This window comes from Mesorhizobium yinganensis, assembly GCF_040081985.1.
Taxonomy (GTDB): Bacteria; Pseudomonadota; Alphaproteobacteria; order Rhizobiales; family Rhizobiaceae; genus Kumtagia; species Kumtagia yinganensis.
In genome coordinates this window covers 75,225-90,309 of the sequence record NZ_JBEBMH010000005.1, presented here as the reverse complement: position 1 = coordinate 90,309, position 15,085 = coordinate 75,225, and the positions used below count along the sequence as shown (strand labels likewise).

Below are 15,085 nucleotides of genomic sequence, written 5' to 3'. Positions count from 1 at the left end.
AATGATCGAAATCCGCAACGTCACCCGCACCTACGGGCCGTTCAAGGCGCTGGACGACGCCAACCTGACCATCAAGGAAGGCGAATTCTTCTCGCTGCTCGGCCCTTCCGGCTGCGGCAAGACCACGCTGCTCAGGATGATCGCCGGCTTTGACACCCCGACCAGCGGCTCGATCCTCATCGACGGCCAGCCGATGGGAGGCACGCCCGCCAACCGCCGGCCCACCAACATGGTATTCCAGAGCTACGCCATCTTCCCGCATTTGAATGTCGAGCAGAACGTCGCCTACGGCCTGAAGCGCATGAAACTCGACGCATCGGAGGAGAAGCGCCGCGTCGAGGAGGCGCTGGCGATGGTGTCGCTCGCCGGTCTCGGCAAGCGCGGCGCGACCGAACTTTCGGGCGGCCAAAGGCAGCGCGTGGCGCTGGCCCGCGCGCTGGTCATGCGGCCCAAGGTGCTGCTGCTCGACGAGCCGCTGTCGGCGCTGGACAAGAAATTGCGCGAGCAGATGCAGGTCGAACTGCGCCGCCTGCAACAGGCGGTCGGCATCACCTTCATCCTGGTTACCCATGACCAGTACGAGGCGCTCGCCATGTCTGACCGCATCGCCGTGATGTTCGGCGGAAAAATCGCGCAGGTCGCGGCACCCAAGGAAATCTACCAGCGGCCGGTCAACCGCCAGGTCGCCGACTTCCTCGGCGGCATGAATTTCATCAAGGCCGAGATCGTCGACGACGCCGGCACGTCGATCGTCGTCGACACGCTGGGCTTCGGCCGCATCAAGACCGACAAACCGGCTGCCTATGTGAAGAACGGTTCAGCCGCCACCGTCGGCATCCGTCCCGAGCGCCTGCGCGTGCTGTGGGACGATGCCACCGCCAAGCACGAAGTCGCGGGCAAGGTCGTGGCGCGGCACTATTTCGGCGAGATCACCCATCTGATCGTCGAGGTGCCCGGCATGGACAAGCCGCTTTCGGTCACCGAGACCAATGATTTTGGCGCCGACGACCTGCCGCTCGGCGCTACGATCAGACTTGGTTACGACCCGGACGCGTTGGTGGCGATGGCGGATTGAACAGACGTAATTTCAAAGTGCAAAAAATGACTGCCCCGTTTCAAAATCGGCACAATTTATGCGTTATCGTTAATGTTGCTCAAAATATATCATAAAATGATAGAATACTTAATTTATATTATTGCAGGTATTTTTATAATAGGTTTTTTGTATGGATCCATGCAGGAACAAAAAAGATATATAGAGTCTTTTGATTGGATCAAAGCTGAAGCCACCATTGTTGAAAAGATACTAATAAGCACCGAACCCAATGACTATGGCGCGGTAGTTAGTTATGATTTTGACGGAAAAACATATGAATCAGAAGCAGAAATGTTCATGGGAAAGACATTTCGCGGAAAACTGAAAGGAGAGCAGGTTAAAGTAAAAATAAATCCTAACGACCCATCTCGGTGCGTCCTTTGTTCTTAAGAATCTCTAAACACGACTCGCGCGCTCCTTCCGGCGTTGCAATGACCGCTGATATTTGGCGCCGCACGCAAAGTCCAAAGACCAAACGAGCCTTGCCCGTCAAGCCCTACTCGCGGCTTAAAGGTTCATGATCGCGTCTGGCCTCTTGGGGCAATGAATGTTCGATCTAGGAGATTGCCCGCCGCCGCCCTCCCGGCCACGATCGCCCCCTCGATATAACCCGGATAAGATGGAGATAATTCGGACGAGGCAAAGGTCACTCCCGGCAGCCCGCGCCGCATGATCGCCTCCGCGTCCTTTGCGGAAAAATCCATAATCGTATCGGAATAGCCGCCGCCGCTCCACGCATCGTCCGTCCAGTCGCGCATGGTGAAATCGAGTGGCGCGGCCGCCTGCGGTCCGAGCGCCGCCGCCAATCTGTCGAGGATCGCCGTGCGGGTTGCCTCGCTGCCGGCCCGGCGCCATTTTTCGGCGAGACTGCCGCCAGCGAAAACGACGATCGCCGCGTGATCCTCGTCGCGGCTCGCATCGCAGGCATAGAGTCCGAGCGGATCGAGGAAAAACACGCTGCCGCTAAATCCCTTGTCGCGCCAGAACGGGTTTTCGTAGCGAACCAGCGCCTTGATCACCTTGCCGCTGCGCCAGGCCGAAGTCGCCTGGCAGACTTCCACAGGCAGCGGCGGCTCAAAGGTCAGCCGCCGCGCCATCACCGGCGGCACAGCCAGGATGACGTGCGCAGCCTCGTACAAGCCGGCATCCGTGCGGACGCTCACCTTGCCGGGGGCATGCCTGATGTTGCGCGCCACCTCGCCGAGCCGCAGCCGCGATCCAAGCGCGCTGCCAAGATCCTCGGCCAGCGAATGCATCGTCTCCCTCAGGAAATATTGCAATTCCGGCACTTCATTGGTGATGCGCCTGTCATTGGAGATCAGATACCAGAGCGGCAGCAGATCCGTCGGCTGGCACCACAGGCCCTCAATCGTGCCGAGGAACGCCCATTGCGCGTCATAGGCGTCTGGCTGCTCGTCGGCCCATGCGCGCACCGACAGGTCCGCGATCGACGGGTCGTCCGGATCGAGTTCGTTGGCGCGGTCGCGTATTCTTGCCGAACGGCGATAAAGATCGTCGACCGTGCCGACGATCGTTTCCGGCTGGATCAGCGACCTGCCGGCAAACAGGCCATTCGCAAGCGTCTTGCCATAGACCTGCACCAGCGCGGAAATCTCCGGCATGTCGTCGCAGAAATATTGGCCGCCCATGTCGATGCGTTCGCCAAGGCTGTTTTCCGCGGCCTCGACACGGCCGCCGACGCGGTCGCGCGCTTCGAGCACGATGAAGTCGATACCGGCCTGCTTGAGACGATGCGCTGCCGAAAGGCCGGTGAAGCCGGCGCCGACGACGATGACCTGCGAACGAACGGTTCTGGCACTCAATGGCCTGCCTCTGCCTTCCACCGGCAGCCCAGCCTGCCAAAGGTGCGGCTACGGCCGCCGCCCCTCGCGATCATTGTCCACCGGCTAACGGCCTATGTCCACCGTCAGGGGCCGACCACACAAGGCTTCTACCAGCGCGTGGTGCGGGTTCAGTGGCGGCCGATGGCTAAAGCGTCGCCGCGCCCTTCGGCGGCTCCTTCGCGCCGAGGCTATCCAGTGCTTTGCGCACCTCGCGCAAATCGTCGTCCCAGCCGTCATTCGGGTTCATCGGGCCCTCGCTCGCGGCGCGCTGCAGTCCGCGCACCTCCGATTCGATGCCCCGCAGCTTCTCGATCTTGGTATCGGTGCTCATCGACTTGTCCTCGACGATCTCCTGCACCCGCATTTCCCGGAACGTGACCATGGTGGAAACTCCGATTGATCGTTCCCGGAAACGCACGATCCGACGGCCCGTTCCGTCGTTTCCCCTGTGTGCCGGAACTCGCAAGGCGCCTGGCTTGTTTAGAGATGTCTTGATTTCCCGCCAGGGGAACGCGCGCGAGGCTGCCATGGAAAAATACTTCACCAGGGTCGCGAATAAGGTCGCTCACGCGGCGGGTAAGCCAGTCACCTTCTTCGCCTGTTGCGCGATCATCGTCATCTGGGCGGCGACCGGTCCGCTCATGGGCTTCTCAGACACTTGGCAACTGATCATCAACACAAGCACCACCATCGTCACCTTCCTGATGGTGTTCCTGATCCAGAACACCCAGAACCGGGACAGCGCGGCCCTTCAGGCAAAGCTCGACGAGTTGATCCGAACCTCAAAGGCCAAAAACCATTTCATCGGCATCGAGCACCTGACCGAGACCGAACTCGAGGAAATCCGCAAGAAATGCGAGGAGGCGGCAAAACGCGCCAGCGAGGCCGCAGACGAAGCGGAAGAAGCCGCTGCGTAGGCCGCCCTCGACGAAAAGCCTGGGCGAAACCCCGGCTTCCCAAACACTATGGTTGGTCCAATGAACGCCGGCTCGCGATCGGGAACCGGCGCGCCGTATCAGTACCCCGCCTTGATCTTCTCGAATTCGGCGATCATCTTCTGCTTCAGTTCGGACGGCACCGGCGACTGGAACAGCGTCTTGTCGACGAATTTCTCGACATTGTCATAGCCCTTCTCGGCCAGCACCTTCGGATCGATTGCTTCCATCGCCTTGGCATTGGCGTGGCCGTAACCCCAGTCCGACAGCAGGAACTGCGCAACAGGACCGGTGTTGATCGAATTCAGGAAATCATAGGTCTTGTCGACGTTGCCCAGCGCGCCCTTCAGCCGGACATAACCGCAAACCCAGGTCGACAGGCCCTCGTCGGTATCCTTCTTGGCCTTGATCGGAGCGCCAGCCAGCGCCGACTGCACGCTGGCGTCGTTCCACGCCCAGGCGAGGTCGACCTCGCCACCGCTCAGCGCCTGAACGATGTCGGTGTTGTCGGTCCAGTATAGCCGGACGTTCTTGTGCACCTCGCGCAGGAAGTCGGAGGCCTGCTTGAACTGCTCGTCGGTCATGGCAGTCCAGTCCTTCAGCCCGATGGCGAGCGAGGCCAGCGCATAGGCGTCGTCGACATTGTCGCCGATCGACACCCGGTCCTTGAACTTCGGGTCGGCAAAAGCCTTCAGCGACTGGATATCCTTCTCGTCGACCTTTTCGGAATTGTAGGTCACCATCGTGTTGCCCCAGTCCCAGGGCAGGAACCAGGCGGTGCCGTCGGCGGTGGTGGCGAGATCCTTCATCGCCATGATGCCGGGATTGAGGTCCTTCCACGCGGTGATCTTCGAGGTGTCGAGTGGCTCCAGCAGCCCGGCATCGCGCCATTTCACTACGCTCTGCGAGCAAGGATGTGCCAGATCCGTCTTGAAGCCGGAGCGTATTTTTTCGAACGCCTCGTCCTCGTCGCCGAAGAAGGTGAAGGTGGGCGAATCGCCGTATTTTGCGACGTAGTCCGGATGGAAATCCGGCGCCTCGTAGCCGGACCAGTCGAAGATCGTCAGGTCCCCATCCGCGGCCGTCGCGATTGCCGGCACCAAAGCAGACAGCGCCGCGGCCAGCGCGATCGAAAGCGTTATGCGTCGTGAAAAACCAGTCATCGTTCCATCCTCTGTTTGTTTTTGCTCTGTTAGGTTTTCGTCAGGCGGTCTTGGCGACCGCTGGAATTGGTCGGCGCGGCGCCTCGCGGGAAAAATGTTTCGGAAAAACAGAGGCGAGAAACTCGGCCGCCGCGTGCTGCGCGCTCTCGCGTGTCGCATTTTCGGTGCCCATCATCAGCCGCAGCCACAGTCCCTCCAGCATTGCGCTCAGCCCCAGTGCGGTGGAAAAGGCGTCGAAGCCGTAGCCGCCGTCCTCCTTCAGCCGTCGGCAGAGATCGATGAATACTTGCTGATAGGCCTCGTCGTTGGCACCGCACAGCGCCTGATAGGTCGGCCGCGACTTCGCCTCGCCCCAAAAGGCGCACCACGCCGCCAGCTTGCGCTTGTTGCAGATGGAACGGTCGAAGTCGGCCTGCACCAGCGCCGAAAGCTGACGCGCCGGGTCGTCTCCGGCCTTCACGAGTGCTGCGCGCCAATGCGCCGAATATTCGTCGGCCATGTATTGCAACGTGGCGACGAGCAGCTTTTCCTTACTCTCGAAATGGAAATTCACGATGCCGCGCGACAGGCCCGCGCCGTCGGCGACGTCGGCCATGGTGGTCTCGGAATAACCACGCTTGGCGAGCGAATCGATCGTCGCCTCGATCAACTGCTGCCGACGAGTCTCCTTGGAAGCCTTTCGACCGCGTTTCTCGCCGTCCGCCGGCGCTTCCCTCTCGAAAGTCTTCATCGCGGACGTCATGCTCCACACGTATGGTTAACTGTCGGCCGGTTTCCAGGCGCGCAGATGAGTGGGCCGGTGCTCGCCGCTGTCAAGCACCTTCTGCATGGCTTCCCAAGTGTGGATGTTCTTGGCCACATAGGTCTCTCCGACGGAGGCGACGGCCCGTTCGAGAAGCGGTCCCCTCAACCGCGCCAGTTCCTGTCGCGCCACCTCCCGATACCAGGCGTTGCGATCGACGAATGTTATGTCCCGGAAGCCGGCCCGTTCCATCGCCAACCGGTAGCGCGCCGGCGACGCCATGGAAAAGCTCAATCCTTCCGCCGCCAAATAGGCCTTCATATCAGCGGAAGGCTCGCCGTCATGGGAAATCAGCCAGTCGCTGGCCGCGAACACGCCGCCGGGTTCGAGCACGCGGAATATGTCGGCGAACAGCGCATCCTTGTCCGGCACATGCAGCAGCGCATCCTTGGAAAAAACCATGTCGAAGGAAGCGTCGACGAACGGTAGTTTTCCGGGCGCAGCCTGCACAAAGGCGGTGCGATCCGACAGGCCGCGCGCCGCTGCGCGCACCCTGGCCGCGCCGATCCCCGGCTCTTCGATGTCGAAACCGGTAACGTGGCCAGCCTCATGACGCTCGACCAGATGCAGCACGATGCCGCCCGCGCCGCAGCCGACATCGAGCACGGATTTGTCCTTAAGCGACAGGCCAGCGAGCACACGGTAGACCTCCTCGGGGCCGCCGGGAGACAGATATCCCTCGCCCCAAAGCGCCTCCAGGAAACGGATCGCCTTATCGTCATATTCCGGTTCGCCGGCGGGGCCGTGGGTCATCGCGTGTGTGTGGTCTCGGGCGCGAGGTCTATAGCCGTCTTTCCGGCAAAGCCTATAACAACGCTGGCAAAACGCAAGCTCGTTTGTTGAACATTCATTCAATATGGCTGGACAGAAAGCGCCCTCCCGTGGCAGAACGAAGCCAACGAGGGAACATAATAGCGATGAAAAGCTGGGACGCGATCGTTGTCGGCGCGGGCCACAATGGGCTCGTCAACGCCTGCTACCTGCAGCGCGCTGGCCTGGACGTGCTGGTCGTCGAGAAGAACGAATGGATCGGCGGCGCGGCGGTCAGCCGCTCTCTGACGCCGGGTTTCCTCTATTCCAACTGCTCCTATGTCTGCTCGCTGTTCCGCCCCGAGATCATGCGCGATCTCGAACTGCCGAAACACGGCCTGCAGGTCATCTCCTACGAGGGCGGCGCGGTGTTCACCCGCGACGGCGACTACCTCGCCAACTATCGCGACCACCACGCGCACCGGCGCGAATTCGCCCGCTTCTCGAAAAAGGACGCGGAAGCCTACGACCGCTATGCCCGCGACGTGACGCGCCAATGCCGCTTCATCCAGCCGCTGCTGATGCGCACCGCGCCGGACCCGACCTCGCTCAGGCCGCGCGACATCGGCGAACTGCTCTACCTCGGCAAGAAATTCGCCGGTCTCGGCGCGCGCGAAATGGCCGACACGCTGCGCTTCTGGACGATGTCGATCTCCGACTACCTCGACGAATATTTCGAGACGGACGTCATCAAGGCGAATTTTTCGATTTCCGGCATCATCGGCACCGCGCTCGGGCCGATGTCACCCGGCACCGCCTACGTCCTGCTGCACCACTACATGGGCGAGGTCGACGGCTCCGTCGGCGCCTGGGGTTATGCGCGCGGCGGCATGGGTGCGATCACCAAGGCGCTGGCCGCGTCCTTCCGGGCATCCGGTGGCACGATCCGCACCGATGCCGAGGTCGAGCGCATCCTCATTGAGAACGGACGTACCGGCGGGATCGTGCTGGCCGGCGGCGAGGAGATACGCGCAAGACTGGTCGTCTCCAATGCCGACGTGAAGCGCACTTTCCTGAAGCTCGTCGAGGAGAAGGAACTGCCGGACACGTTCCTGCGCCGCGTTAAAAATTTCCGCATGCGCGGCTCGTCCGGCAAGGTCAACATCGCGCTGGATTCCATGCCGGAATTCCCGGCTCTGCCGAAGGACAGTCCGTCGATCCGCGGCGATCTGCATTTCACCGACTCGGTGGAGCGCATGGAGCGCGCCTATGACGACTGGAAGGCCGGACGTTGGTCCGCCGACCCGTTCCTTGACATGATGATACCGACGACGCTCGACCCGACCATGGCGCCGCCCGGCAAGCACTTCATGAGCTGCTTCGTGCAATATTGCCCGCCCAAGGTAGAGGGACGCGATTGGACCGATGCCGATCGCGACGCTTTCGCCGAAACCGTGATCTCCCAGATCGCCGATTATTCGCCCGGCTTCCGCGACCGAATCGTCCACATGGAGGTGCGCACGCCGCGCGAGCTTGAAGCCGAGGTCGGGCTCACCGAGGGCAACATCTTCCAGGGCGAACTCACCTTCGACCAGCTTCTGTTCAACCGTCCGGTGCCGGGCTACGCGCAATACCGCTCACCCATTGGCGGCCTCTATATCTGCGGCTCCTCCACCCATCCGGGCGGCGGCGTCATGGGTGCGCCCGGCCGCAACGCGGCGAGCGAGATCCTGCGCGATCTCAAGCGCGGCGCCAATCACATGAGCCCGGCCCATGACGTCATTTGATTGCATCGTCATCGGCGGCGGCCACAACGGTCTGGTCGCGGCGGCCTATCTCGCTAAGGCCGGACGCAAGGTGCTCGTTCTGGAAGCCGAGACCGAAACGGGCGGCGCCGGCCGTAGCCATGAATTCGCGCAGGGTTTTCGCGTTTCGATGGCGCATCTGCTCAACCGCCTGCACCCCGAAACCGTCAAGACGCTCGACCTCGAAAGCCATGGGCTGACATTTTCGCCGACCCGGCAGGTTCCCAGCGTCGCGCTGTCGGCGTCCGGCGATCCCTTGATTCTGACCGGCGCCTATGGCGAGAAACTAGAAGGTGCCTCCCCGGACGCTGCGCGGCAATGGGCCGAAGTCCGCGCCCAGCTTTTCCGCTACGCCGGTATTCTGAAGCCGCTGCTTGCCCGCCGTCCGCCCGCCCTTGGCGGCATGGCGCTCGCCGAGACGGCCGCCTTCGCCATGACCGGCCTCTCACTCAAACGCCTCGGCCAGGAGGACATGCGCGATTTCCTGCGCGTGCTGCTGATGAACGTCGCCGACTTCGTCGACGAGGTACTATCCGACGACCGGCTCAAGGGATTGCTCGCCTTCGACGCCGTGCTCGGCAGCCATCTAGGGCCCCGCTCGCCAACCTCCCTGCTCGGTCTTTACTACCGACTTGCCGGCGAGATCGGTGGAGCACCGGGCGGCCAGTTGCAGCCGGCGGGCGGCATGGGCGCGGTGATGGACGCGCTGCGTTCCGCGGCGGAAGAGGCCGGTGTGGTGATCCGCACCGGGTCGGCGGTCGCGCGCATCCTCGTCGAAAACGGCCGCGCCGCCGGCGTGGCGCTTGACGACGGCGAGGAAATCCGTGCCGCCACGGTCGTCTCTGCCGCCAATCCGCGCACAACCTTCATCGACCTCGTCGGCCCGCACCACCTCGACACCGGCTTCGTCAGGCGGGTCCAAAACGTCCGCATGAAGGGCGACGCCGCGAAACTCCACCTGGCGCTCGATCGAGCCCCGGAATTCTTGGGCTTGCCGCTCGACCACCGGCGCGGCCGGCTGGTCATCGCGCCGTCGACCAACTACGTCGAAAATGCCTTCAATCCGGCGAAATACGGTGAATTCTCGCCGGATCCAGCGATGGAAATGACCCTACCCTCGCTCGACGATCCATCACTGGCGCCCGCCGGCGGCTGCGTGCTGTCGGCAACCGTTCAATACGCGCCCTATGCGCTAAAGGAAGGTTGGGAGAGCGGCAAGCCGAAATTCCTCGAAGCGATCCTTTCCGTGCTGGAACGCCACGCGCCCGGCATCCGCAAGACGGTGCTGCATTCCGAACTCCTCACGCCGCCCGACATCGAGAAAAAATACCGCCTGCCCGGCGGCCACTGGCACCATGGCGAATTGCAGGCCGACCAGATGCTGATGTCGCGGCCCGTCTTCGGCGCCGAGAGCTACGGCACGCCGATTGCCGGCCTGTTCCTCGCTGGCTCCGGCTCGCATCCCGGCGGCGGCATTTCCGGCGTGCCCGGCATGAACGCGGCGAAGCGGATATTGGGGACGAAGGGATGACAATACTAGCCGCTTCCGCTCAGTCCAGCGTGGCCCTTCAACCGCACTTCCGAAAACTGAAGCTGGACACCCCTTTCCAGCCACGCCTGGACGCATTGAACCTCCAGCAATCCTGGTACGATTGGGCTGGCTACAAGGCCCCGTCCGCCCTCTGGGACGAAGAACTCGAATATTTCGCCATCCGCAGCCAGGCCGCAGTGTTCGACATCTCGCCGATGGTGAAATACCGCATCGAGGGTCCGGACGCCGAGTCCTTTCTCAACCGCCTGACGCTCCGCGATGTGACCAAACTGAAACCCGGCCGCGTCCATTACACCGCCTGGTGCGACGACGACGGTTTTGTGCTCGACGACGGCACCCTGTTCCGCCTGTCGCAGACCCGCTTCCGCCTGTGCTGCCAGGAGCGGCATCTGCCTTGGCTGCTCGACAGCACTCTCGGCTACAGCGTTGAAATCGAAGAAGAGACCGAAGCCGTCGCCGGCCTCGCCTTGCAGGGCCCGACCTCATGGTCCGTCCTCAACGCCGCCGGCTTCGCCGGATCGGAAAAGCTAAAACCGTTCGACATCGCCACCTTCCCTCACGAGAACGGCGAGGTCACCATCTCCCGCACCGGTTTTACAGGAGATCTCGGCTACGAGTTGTTTGTCGGGACTGAAAAAGCCCTGTCCCTCTGGGACCGCCTGTTCGAGGCCGGAAAACTGTTCGGCATCCGCGCCATCGGCTATCACGCGCTCAACGCCGCCCGCATCGAAGCCGGCCTGATCGTCGCCAATGCCGACTTCGTCACCGCCGAACACGCCATCCGCGCCGATCGCGTCCGCATGCCGGACGAGATCGGCCTCGGCTTCATGGTCGACCTGAAAAAGCCCGGCCATTTCAACGGCCGCCGCTCAATCGAGGCAGCGCGAAAGAAGGGCGGTCCCGCCCATGTTCTGGTTGGGCTTGAAATAGAGGGCAACGTGCCGGCCGAACATGCCATCGTCTATCACAACCAGAAGCGCGAGATCGGCCTTGTCTCGGCGGCGATCTGGTCTCCCATGGCCAAACGCAATATCGCCATCGCCAGCCTGCAACGCGCCTATGGCAGCGAAGGCACGACCGATCTCTGGGTCGAAATTTATGCGATGCGCGAACTGCAATATGTCAAGCTGATGAAGCGGGCAAAGATCGTGACGCGGCCGTTCATCAAACTCGACCGCCGCACAGCGACCCCGCCCGGAGCGTTCTGAAATGGCCGACGACACCCCGGAAGAAGTCGCCGAGCAGTGGGAACTGGTCAACACCCCGCTCGGCGAGCATTGGTCCGGCCGCACCCGCTATGCCGCCGCAATGTATTTTCACAAGCACGGCGACATGAACGCCGACACGCTGGAGGTTTACCGGCTCTGCTCTCGGCTGGACAATGAGGACCCGCTGCCGATCATCCGCCAGCGCGGTGTGGGCAAGGCTTGGCTGGAAAGGATGGAGCGCGGTGCCCCCCCTCCTCTTTGAGGGAGGGTGGCGAGCCAAGCGAGCCGAGAGGGGTTCCCGCGGCACCGCTCCGACGCAAAGTGACGTCAGCGTTTGGCCGCAACGACCCTTCCCCCGGCCTTTGGCCGGACCCTCCCCTCAAGGGGGAGGGAAAGCCGGCGTCACATCGCCGGCTGGGCCTCGATGGTCCGTAGCGCCTGTGCCTGGCGCTTGGCGGCGGCCTTGACCGCGTCCTGCACCTTCTCGAAGGCGCGTACCTCGATCTGGCGCACGCGCTCGCGCGAAATGCCGAACTCGGCCGACAGGTCTTCCAGCGTCAGCGGTTCCTCCTCGAGGCGGCGCGCTTCGAAGATGCGGCGCTCGCGCTCATTGAGCACCGACATGGCGTTGGTGAGCATGCCGCGCCGGTTTTCCAGCTCGTCCTGCTCGATCAGCACATCTTCCTGGCTGTCGTGGTCGTCCACCAGCCAGTCCTGCCACTCGCCGCTTTCACCCTCGGTGGCACGGATCGGCGCGTTGAGGGAGGCGTCGCCCGAGAGCCGGCGGTTCATCGAAACCACCTCTTCCTCGGAAACGTTCAGCCGGGTTGCAATCTCGGCGATCTGGTCGGGCTTCAGGTCGCCCTCGTCGAGGGCCTGGATCTTGCCCTTCACCTTGCGCAGATTGAAGAACAGCCGCTTCTGGTTGGCGGTCGTCCCCATCTTCACCAGGCTCCATGAGCGCAGGATGTATTCCTGGATCGACGCCTTGATCCACCACATCGCATAGGTGGCCAGCCGGAAGCCGCGCTCCGGTTCGAACTTCTTGACGGCCTGCATCAGGCCGACATTGCCCTCCGAGATCACCTCGCCGATCGGCAGGCCGTAGCCCCGATATCCCATGGCGATCTTGGCCACGAGCCGCAAATGGCTGGTGACGAGCTTGTGGGCAGCGCCGGTGTCCTCATGCTCCTGGTACCGCTTGGCAAGCATGTACTCTTCCTGCGGCTGCAGCATGGGAAAACGACGAATTTCTTCCAGGTAGCGGGAAAGCCCGCCCTCTCCGGAAACGATACTGGGTAGTGTCTGGGCCACGATAGCGCCCTCCTCTCTTCGAATTGCCCCCTGATCAAGGCGGGCATATGGCGCCGCTGCATTTTCGCCAGGCGGAGCCAAACAGGCTTATATAGGAACAAAACGCGAAAATACAGCTTTTGTTCAACCCGAAACAGTGTGTCACGCATAAGTGAACAACGGTAAGCAGGTAACCGTTAGATACCGCGAAACGTCTCAAGAAGTCTAGCAAAATCGGCGGGAACAGGTTTTTCGAAATGCATGATCTCGCCGGTCGCCGGATGCCGGAACGCCAGCAGCCAGGCATGCAGCGCCTGGCGTGGAAACCCCTCGACAATCGAGCGCGCCGGCTCCGGCAGGCGGTTCGCCTTCGTGCGAAAACCCGTGCCATAGTCGCGATCGCCAACCAGCGGATGGCCGATATGGGCCATGTGCACCCGTATCTGGTGGGTGCGGCCGGTCTCCAGCCGGCATTCGAGCAGAGCCGCCTGGGCACAGCCACCCGTCTCACCGAACCGCTCCAGCACGGAATAATGCGTAACGGCGTGGCGGGAGTCATCCCGCCCTTCCGGGACGACCGCACGGCGGACCCGGTCGGATGCGCGGCCCAGCGGCGCATCGACGGCTCCGCTCGTCCGAGACGGAATGTTCCATACCAGCGCCAGATACGCCCGTTCGAGGTCGCCGTCGCGGCCATGGTCGGCAAAGGCCTCCGACAGCGCCTTGTGGGCGCGGTCGGTCTTTGCCGCCACCATGATACCCGACGTATCCTTGTCGAGCCTGTGCACGATGCCCGGCCGCCTGACCCCGCCGATACCCGAAAGACTGTCGCCGCAGTGATGAATGAGCGCGTTGACAAGCGTGCCGGTCCAGTTGCCGGCACCCGGGTGCACGACCAGACCGGCCGGTTTGTTGACGACAATCAGTTCGTCGTCCTCGTAGAGAATGTCGAGCGGAATGTTTTCGCCCCGCGGCTCGGCCGGCTCGGGTTCCGGCAGCACGATCTCGACCTCTTCGCCGGCCGCCATTTTCCGCTTCGGCTCGGTCACGGCGTTGCCGCTCACACGCACCGCGCCCTGACGGATGAGCGCCTGCAACCGGCTGCGCGAAAAATCGCCGCCGAGCGCTGCCGCCAGCCACTGGTCGAGCCGCTGCCCCGACGCATGCTCGCCGGCGGTCAGCCCTTTCCTAATGCCCTCGCCTTCGTTATCAGCATCGCTCATAAGAAGGCTCGGAAAACCGCATGATCAGGCCCACATTCGACGACGAGGCAGAAAAGCCGCTCGACCCGGCGGTCGAAAAGGTGCGCAAGAAGCTCGTCCGCTTCGTCGCGATCAATCTCGGGCTTCTGCTCGTCGCCCTTATGGCCGTGGCGGCGGCGATTGTCTACAAGACCCGCAGCGAGGCGCCCGCGGTTGCCGGAGCGCCGGCCTCCGACATTCCCGTTCCCGCCAGCGTGGTTCCGGTGCCTGCCGGTGCTGTTCTGGAAGGCGAAATCACGCTGCCCCCCGGCGCCCACATCGTCTCGCAGTCGCTGTCTGGCAGCCGTCTGTCGCTTGATCTCGAACTTTCCGATGGCTCGCATGCCATCTATCTCTACGACCTCGCCGAACGCCGCATCGTCGGACGCTTCGCGGTCACGGCGAAATGAGCGCTTCCAGGCGTCCGATGTCACAGAGGAAAATCGCCACCGTCGCGCTGGTCGTCGCCGACTATGACGAGGCGATCGCCTGGTACACCCAAAAACTCGGCTTCATCCTGTTCGAGGATATCGACCTCGGCGGCGGCAAGCGCTGGGTGACAGTCGGACCGGAGATTGGCGGCATGCGCCTGCTGCTGGCACAAGCGAGCGACGAAGCGCAACGCGGCCGCATCGGCGACCAGACCGGCGGCCGCGTCTTCCTCTTCCTCGAAACAGATAATTTTTCCCGCGACCACGCGGCGATGCTTGCCGCGGGCGTCGATTTTCGTGAGCCGCCGCGCGGCGAGGCCTACGGCACGGTCGCGGTCTTCGCCGACCTCTACGGCAATCTCTGGGACCTGATCGAGCCTAAGCGGTGACCGCGTTTCGGCCCGCGCGAAATGCCGAAAGGTCCTTCGCGCAAGAGGGACCGAACAATGACGCCGACGCTTCCAGCCGTATCCGCAGATCCGCTCGAAACCCGGTTGCATTTTGCCAAAGCCCGGCATAGATACGGGCAACTGGTCACGCGCCCATCGTCTAGCGGTTAGGACGGCGCCCTCTCACGGCGCAAACAGGGGTTCGATTCCCCTTGGGCGTACCAGTGATTTCAATGGCTTGCGTGACACTCCGCCATTTTATCCACTATTTGTCTACTATACACCCATGCCCGTGAACGCACACAGGCGCACTTCTTGGGACTCTCGAGAACGCTTTGTTTGATTCAAGGCTGACTTTTAGCAGCGTTGGGTGTTCTGGACCGTTTGATGCTTAGTGACGATCAGTCAGAGCGGATTTCGCCGCACGTCATCGGCGAAGAAGGGACCCGCGTTTCTCGGGCGGCGACAAACGCGTGTTTCTTGAGGCCGTAGTGTGGATCATCCGGACCGGTTCGCCCTGGTGCGATTTTTCCGAGGTTTTCGGATTGGAACAGCCTTTTCCGCCACTTCAATCGC

At 62.5% G+C, this 15,085-nt stretch carries 16 protein-coding genes, 1 tRNA gene and 1 pseudogene; 11 read left to right on the top strand and 7 right to left on the bottom strand.

All coding sequences use genetic code 11. The features are described 5' to 3' along the window. Position 1 precedes the first annotated feature (1 nt). Both ABMA59_RS12275 and ABMA59_RS12270 read left to right on the top strand, forming a co-directional pair. Positions 2-1,075, top strand: coding sequence for an ABC transporter ATP-binding protein (locus tag ABMA59_RS12275; RefSeq protein WP_349005857.1), 1,074 nt, complete (start codon positions 2-4; stop codon positions 1,073-1,075). Positions 1,076-1,147: 72 nt separating this feature from the next. After that, entirely contained in the window at positions 1,148-1,486 is a 339-nt protein-coding gene (locus tag ABMA59_RS12270) for a DUF3592 domain-containing protein (protein ID WP_349005647.1), read from the top strand. Positions 1,487-1,611: 125 nt separating this feature from the next. Here ABMA59_RS12270 and ABMA59_RS12265 read toward each other — a convergent pair whose 3' ends face one another. Both ABMA59_RS12265 and ABMA59_RS12260 read right to left on the bottom strand, forming a co-directional pair. After that, on the bottom strand, positions 1,612-2,919 hold the full coding sequence (locus ABMA59_RS12265; protein WP_349005646.1) for a flavin monoamine oxidase family protein: 1,308 nt from the start codon (positions 2,917-2,919) through the stop codon (positions 1,612-1,614). 166 nt (positions 2,920-3,085) lie between these two features. Then, entirely contained in the window at positions 3,086-3,322 is a 237-nt protein-coding gene (locus ABMA59_RS12260; protein ID WP_349005645.1) for a hypothetical protein, read from the bottom strand. 145 nt (positions 3,323-3,467) lie between these two features. Between ABMA59_RS12260 and ABMA59_RS12255 the strand changes: the two genes are divergently transcribed. Next, positions 3,468-3,857, top strand: coding sequence for a low affinity iron permease family protein (locus ABMA59_RS12255; RefSeq protein WP_349005644.1), 390 nt, complete (start codon positions 3,468-3,470; stop codon positions 3,855-3,857). Positions 3,858-3,955: 98 nt separating this feature from the next. On the opposite strand, the gene ABMA59_RS12250 is transcribed toward ABMA59_RS12255, so the two are convergent. Genes ABMA59_RS12250 through ABMA59_RS12240 form a run of 3 tightly spaced genes read right to left on the bottom strand, consistent with a single transcriptional unit; the run spans position 3,956 to position 6,593 of the window. Continuing rightward, entirely contained in the window at positions 3,956-5,038 is a 1,083-nt protein-coding gene (locus tag ABMA59_RS12250) for an extracellular solute-binding protein (RefSeq protein WP_349005643.1), read from the bottom strand. A gap of 40 nt (positions 5,039-5,078) precedes the next feature. Continuing rightward, the gene (gene betI / locus ABMA59_RS12245; protein ID WP_349005642.1) at positions 5,079-5,768 is read right to left on the bottom strand and encodes a transcriptional regulator BetI; all 690 of its coding nucleotides are present in this window, start codon (positions 5,766-5,768) and stop codon (positions 5,079-5,081) included. 27 nt (positions 5,769-5,795) lie between these two features. After that, complete coding sequence (locus ABMA59_RS12240; protein ID WP_349005641.1) at positions 5,796-6,593, bottom strand: methyltransferase domain-containing protein; 798 nt, start codon at positions 6,591-6,593, stop codon at positions 5,796-5,798. A gap of 164 nt (positions 6,594-6,757) precedes the next feature. On the opposite strand from ABMA59_RS12240, the gene ABMA59_RS12235 reads away from it, so the two are divergent. The 4 genes from ABMA59_RS12235 to ABMA59_RS12220 are packed head-to-tail and all read left to right on the top strand — an operon-like array spanning position 6,758 to position 11,417. Next, the gene (locus ABMA59_RS12235; protein WP_349005640.1) at positions 6,758-8,377 is read left to right on the top strand and encodes a phytoene desaturase family protein; all 1,620 of its coding nucleotides are present in this window, start codon (positions 6,758-6,760) and stop codon (positions 8,375-8,377) included. Further along, positions 8,364-9,926, top strand: a complete 1,563-nt coding sequence (locus tag ABMA59_RS12230) for a phytoene desaturase family protein (protein ID WP_349005639.1) — start codon at positions 8,364-8,366, stop codon at positions 9,924-9,926. Before ABMA59_RS12235 ends, ABMA59_RS12230 begins: the two co-directional genes overlap by 14 nt. Then, positions 9,923-11,155 (top strand): aminomethyl transferase family protein, encoded by a 1,233-nt coding sequence (locus ABMA59_RS12225; RefSeq protein WP_349005638.1) that lies wholly within the window; start codon positions 9,923-9,925, stop codon positions 11,153-11,155. Before ABMA59_RS12230 ends, ABMA59_RS12225 begins: the two co-directional genes overlap by 4 nt. Position 11,156: 1 nt before the next feature. Continuing rightward, positions 11,157-11,417: a hypothetical protein gene (locus tag ABMA59_RS12220; protein WP_349005637.1), complete on the top strand. Its 261-nt coding sequence runs from the start codon at positions 11,157-11,159 to the stop codon at positions 11,415-11,417. 140 nt (positions 11,418-11,557) lie between these two features. Here ABMA59_RS12220 and rpoH read toward each other — a convergent pair whose 3' ends face one another. Both rpoH and ABMA59_RS12210 read right to left on the bottom strand, forming a co-directional pair. Beyond that, a complete protein-coding gene (gene rpoH, locus ABMA59_RS12215; RefSeq protein WP_349005856.1) occupies positions 11,558-12,472 on the bottom strand; it encodes an RNA polymerase sigma factor RpoH in 915 nt (304 codons plus the stop codon). 173 nt (positions 12,473-12,645) lie between these two features. Further along, positions 12,646-13,671, bottom strand: a complete 1,026-nt coding sequence (locus ABMA59_RS12210) for an RluA family pseudouridine synthase (protein ID WP_349005636.1) — start codon at positions 13,669-13,671, stop codon at positions 12,646-12,648. A gap of 20 nt (positions 13,672-13,691) precedes the next feature. On the opposite strand from ABMA59_RS12210, the gene ABMA59_RS12205 reads away from it, so the two are divergent. The 4 genes and pseudogenes from ABMA59_RS12205 to ABMA59_RS37200 form a co-directional block, all read left to right on the top strand. Next, positions 13,692-14,099 (top strand): fimbrial protein, encoded by a 408-nt coding sequence (locus tag ABMA59_RS12205; RefSeq protein ID WP_349005635.1) that lies wholly within the window; start codon positions 13,692-13,694, stop codon positions 14,097-14,099. 17 nt (positions 14,100-14,116) lie between these two features. Continuing rightward, entirely contained in the window at positions 14,117-14,509 is a 393-nt protein-coding gene (locus tag ABMA59_RS12200) for a VOC family protein (RefSeq protein WP_349005634.1), read from the top strand. A gap of 149 nt (positions 14,510-14,658) precedes the next feature. Continuing rightward, positions 14,659-14,733: transfer RNA gene (locus ABMA59_RS12195), tRNA-Glu, on the top strand. A 142-nt stretch (positions 14,734-14,875) separates the two neighbouring features. Then, a pseudogene (locus tag ABMA59_RS37200) lies at positions 14,876-15,079 on the top strand (transposase); the annotation flags it as partial. Positions 15,080-15,085 lie beyond the last annotated feature (6 nt).